The sequence below is a fragment of the Streptomyces longispororuber genome, from assembly GCF_024448165.1.
Classification (GTDB): Bacteria; Actinomycetota; Actinomycetes; order Streptomycetales; family Streptomycetaceae; genus Streptomyces; species Streptomyces longispororuber_A.
In genome coordinates, this window is record NZ_JAMOLN010000375.1 from 1 (window position 1) to 4034 (window position 4034).

Annotated in this window: 5 protein-coding genes; 2 read left to right on the forward strand and 3 right to left on the reverse strand. The window is 73.8% G+C overall.

Annotation, left to right across the window (positions count from 1 at the left end):
• Positions 1-820, forward strand: an 820-nt coding sequence (locus M4J07_RS46855; RefSeq protein WP_255983345.1) for a CU044_5270 family protein, incomplete at its 5' end; no start/stop codon positions are given.
• A gap of 2 nt (positions 821-822) precedes the next feature.
• Here the strand turns inward: M4J07_RS46855 and M4J07_RS46860 are convergent.
• From M4J07_RS46860 to M4J07_RS46870, 3 genes are all read right to left on the reverse strand, one after another.
• Positions 823-1377, reverse strand: a complete 555-nt coding sequence (locus M4J07_RS46860) for a GNAT family N-acetyltransferase (protein WP_255983347.1) — start codon at positions 1375-1377, stop codon at positions 823-825.
• Between the two features lie 71 nt (positions 1378-1448).
• Entirely contained in the window at positions 1449-1898 is a 450-nt protein-coding gene (locus M4J07_RS46865; protein WP_255983349.1) for a TIGR03618 family F420-dependent PPOX class oxidoreductase, read from the reverse strand.
• Positions 1899-1966: 68 nt separating this feature from the next.
• Positions 1967-3457 (reverse strand): MFS transporter, encoded by a 1491-nt coding sequence (locus tag M4J07_RS46870; protein WP_255983351.1) that lies wholly within the window; start codon positions 3455-3457, stop codon positions 1967-1969.
• A gap of 124 nt (positions 3458-3581) precedes the next feature.
• On the opposite strand from M4J07_RS46870, the gene M4J07_RS46875 reads away from it, so the two are divergent.
• The coding region (locus M4J07_RS46875; RefSeq protein ID WP_255983353.1) for a MarR family winged helix-turn-helix transcriptional regulator at positions 3582-4034 on the forward strand (453 nt) is incomplete at its 3' end.

Consider the following 4034-nt stretch of genomic DNA (forward strand, 5'->3'; position numbering starts at 1 on the left):
GATCCTCGCCACCGGCATCGCCCTCACCGGCACCGAAACCGGCACCGGCACCGGCACCGGCACCGACGGCCAGGCCACCCCGGCGATGCGCCCGGCCGCGGCGCTCCTCGACCAGATCTCCGACGCGGCGGGCCGGGGCACCGAACTGCACGTCCGCGCCGACCAGTTCGCCTACACCCGGGCCAAGGTCCGCGGGGCGGATCTGACCAGCGGCAAGGCGGTGGTGAGCCCGCTGGAGGAGAGGGAGACGTGGATCTCGCAGCAGCCGGGCCCGCTGCACAAGCTGGGCGTCGCCAGGGCCGACGGCGAGACGTTTCCCCTCAACGCCGAACTCGGCGACACCGACGGCACCCCGGCCGGCTTCAACCGCCCCACGTACGACTGGCTGGCGGCCCTGCCCACCGACCCGGACGCACTCCTCGACCACCTCTACGCCGAGCTGCCGAAGACCAAGGGCGAGGAGCGCGACCAGGCGGTCTTCGACTGGATCGGCGGTACGGTCGGCGAGGTGATGCCGCCCCGGACGGCCGCGGCGCTCTACCGTGCGGCGGCCCGCATCCCCGGCGTCACCAAGGCGCCCGGCGCGCACGACGTGACCGGCCGGCGCGGGGTGGGGATCGCCCGCGAGGACACGACGTTCGGCACCCGTACGGAGTGGGTCTTCGACGAGCGGGACCTGACGTTCCTCGGCGACCGCAGCTACCTCGTCAGGAACACCTCGTACGGCAAGGCGGGGACGCTCATGTCCGGTACGGCGGTGCTCGATCACGCGGTCGTCGACGAGGCGGGCGAGGAGCCGGCGACCGCCCGGGAGAGCTGAGCTCAGCGGCCGACCGACCGTACGTCGGGCCAGGCCACGCGCAGCTTGCGCGGCGCCCCGTTCAGCCACTGGGGCACTCCGCCCGGCGGTTCGATCGGGGCGGTCTCGACAACGGTGCCGCCCATCGCGCGGTAGAAGCGGCGGGCCGCCTCGTTCTGCTCCTGCACCCACAGGTACAGGGCGGGTCCCGCCGCCCGTTCGGCGACGGCCGCGGCGGCCCGGCCGAGCAGGACGGTGCCGGTCCCGCCGCGCCTGCGGTCGTTCGTGACGTGCAGGTTGTCGACGAGGCTGCCCCAGCGCCCGTCGTGGTCGAGCACGACGTGCACGAAGCCGACGAGCCCCGCCGCGTCCTCCGCGAGCACGGTCACCCCGTGCGCCGGCTCTGCGCCGAGCCGCGCCGTCCACACCGCCCGCCGGTCGGCGACGACGTCACCGTCGAGGAACGCGTCGACGTACGCGCCCCGGTAGTGCCGTCGCCAGCTGTCGGCGTGCAGCAGGGCGACGGCCTCGGCGTCGGCGGGTCCGGCGGGGCGCAGGTGCGGGTGCGGGGCGGTCATGCCCGGCAGGGTAGGAACCGGGCCGGGCCCGGGTCCACCGGATTCCCCTTCGCCGTCCGCCACCGCCCCGGTCACGCGACGTCGAGCGCGGTGCCGTAGAGCCGCGCCACCTTGATCCGGATGACGACGCGCCGCTCGGCGACGGCTTCGGCGAGGAACGCCTCCTCGGCGCCCTCGGCGACGAACTCCCGTGCCATGTCGAGCAGTTCACGCCCCACCGCGTCCCCCGCCTCGGTGCTGGGCGCGGTCACCTCCGCCTCGCCCTCGGCGACGGCGAAGGCCCAGTCGTCGCGCCGGACGTGCAGCGCGGCGTGCGGATCGGCCCGGAAGTGGCGGGGTTTGAGGCGGTCCTCGGTCGTGGAGATCCGCAGGGTGCGCTCGTCCTGGCTCCAGCGGTAGAGGACGGTCGACAGATGCGGGTAACCGGTGGCGCGCACGCTGGCGAGCACACCGAACTTCCCTTCCGTCAGGATCTGCTGGAGCTCCTGCTCGCTGAGGGAGCGGGGCGCGGGACCGGCCATGACGGCCTCCTTCGGTCGTGGTTCAGGAGAGTGGTCTGCGGTACGGGGGTCAGGCCGCGGTACGGGGCTCAGGCCGCGGTCACGGTGGTGGCGGGGGCCTCACGGGTCGGCTGCGGAGTCGGCGCGGCGGGCCGGCGCAGCACGAACAGCGCGACCAGGAAGGCGGCGCCGATCAGTCCGGCCCCGACGGCGAACGCCAGCCGGTAGCCGCCGGTGAGCGCGGCGGCCGGTGAACTCCCGCCGCTCGCGAGGGAGTCGGCGCGGGACGCGGCGAGCGTCGACAGGACGGCGACGCCGAGCGCCATGCCGATCTGCTGGGTGGTGTTGAACAGACCGGAGGCGAGCCCCGCGTCCTCCTCGCTCGCCGCGGACATCCCGAGCCCGGCGAGCGCGGGGAGCACGAGCCCGCCGCCGGACACCAGCAGCATCACGGGCAGCAGGTCGGGCACGTACGCGCCCTGCACGGGCACCCGGGCGAGATAGCCGAGGGCTCCGGCGAGCAGGACGAGCCCGGCGAGCAGCACCCGCCGCTCGCCGAACCGGGCGGCGAGCCTGGCCGAGGCGCCGAGCGAGACCGCGCCGATCATGACGGCGGCGGGCAGCATCGCGAGGCCGGTCTCCAGGGCCCCGTAGCCGAGCACCTGCTGCATGTAGAGCGCGGCGAGCACCTGGAAGGCGAACATCGCGGCGAGGGTGAGGATCTGGGTGACGTTGGCGCCGACGACGGCGCGGGAGCGCAGGATGCGCAGCGGCATCAGCGGAGTGCGGGCGCGGGCCTGCCGCACGACGAACGCGGCGACGAGGGCGAGCCCGGCCACGATCGTCCCGGCCGCCTGCCACGAACCCACCCCGTGCGCCTCGATGCTGACGACTCCGTAGATCCCGAGCATCAGCCCGGCGGTGATCAGCAGCGCACCCCAGGCGTCGGCCCCGGCGCGCAGTCCGAGCCCGCGGTCGGCGGGGAGCGCAGGGAGCGCAAGCGCGAGGACGGCGGCGCCGATCGGCAGGTTGATGAAGAAGATCCAGTGCCAGTCGAGGGCGTCGGTGAGGACGCCGCCGAGGACCTGTCCGATCGAGGCGCCGGCGGCGCCGGTGAAGCTGAACACGCCGATGGCACGGGCCCGTTCGCGCGGGTCGGCGAAGAGCGTGACGAGGATGCCGAGTCCGACGGCGGCGGCCATCGCGCTGCCGACGCCCTGCAGGAAGCGTGCGGCGAGCAGGACGGCCGGGCTGGTGGCGAGGCCGGCGAGCAGCGACGCGGCGGTGAAGACACCGGTGCCCGCGAGGAACATCCGCTTGCGGCCGAGCAGGTCACCGAGCCGGCCGGCGAGCAGCAGCAGGCTGCCGAAGGCGATGAGGTAGGCGTTCACCACCCAACTCAGGCCGGTCGGCGTGAAGTTGAGGTCGCTCTGCATGGCGGGCAGCGCGACGGTGACGATGGAGCCGTCGAGAATGATCATGAGGGTGCCGGTGGCGATGACGCCGAGGGCGAGCCAGCGGGAGCGGGCGAGCCCTTCTGGTTGTGCGGGTGCAGCGGGTGCAGCGGGCGTGGCAGACATGGCGGGGCCCTTCGGTCGGGGTCGGTCGGCCGCCCCTGCCGGGCGGTGACGACGGAGCGACCGTAGCAGATGGTTTCGTTGCAGACTATATCTCTCGGAACGACTTATGGACTACCCTGGACCCATGACCGCCATGACTCCCGCCCCCACCCGGACCAGGCCTGACCTCTCGTACCTCCTGGACCACACGAGCCATGTGCTGCGCAGCCGGATGGCCGCGGCGCTCGCCGAGATCGGGCTGACGGCGCGGATGCACTGCGTGCTGGTGCATGCGCTGGAGGAGGAGCGCACGCAGAACCAGCTGGCCGAGATCGGCGACATGGACAAGACGACGATGGTCGTCACGGTCGACGCCCTGGAGAAGGCGGGGCTCGCGGAGCGGCGGCCGTCGAGCACGGACCGGCGGGCGCGGATCATCGCGGTGACGGAGGAAGGGGCGCGGACGGCCGCGCGCAGCCAGGAGATCGTGGACCGGGTCCACGAGGAGGCCCTCGCGGCGTTCCCTCCGGGTGACCGGGAGACGTTCCTGCGCCTGATGACGCACTTGGTGGAGGGCCACCTGAGCGAGCCCCTGCCG

What these genes read in the sequence shown, in the direction of transcription:
- M4J07_RS46865 (WP_255983349.1), bottom strand. Translation starts at nt 1,898, where the DNA reads ATGGCCGGTCCCGCGCCCCGCTCCCTCAGCGAGCAGGAGCTCCAGCAG.
- M4J07_RS46870 (WP_255983351.1), bottom strand. Translation starts at nt 3,457, where the DNA reads ATGTCTGCCACGCCCGCTGCACCCGCTGCACCCGCACAACCAGAAGGG.
- M4J07_RS46860 (WP_255983347.1), bottom strand. Translation starts at nt 1,377, where the DNA reads ATGACCGCCCCGCACCCGCACCTGCGCCCCGCCGGACCCGCCGACGCC.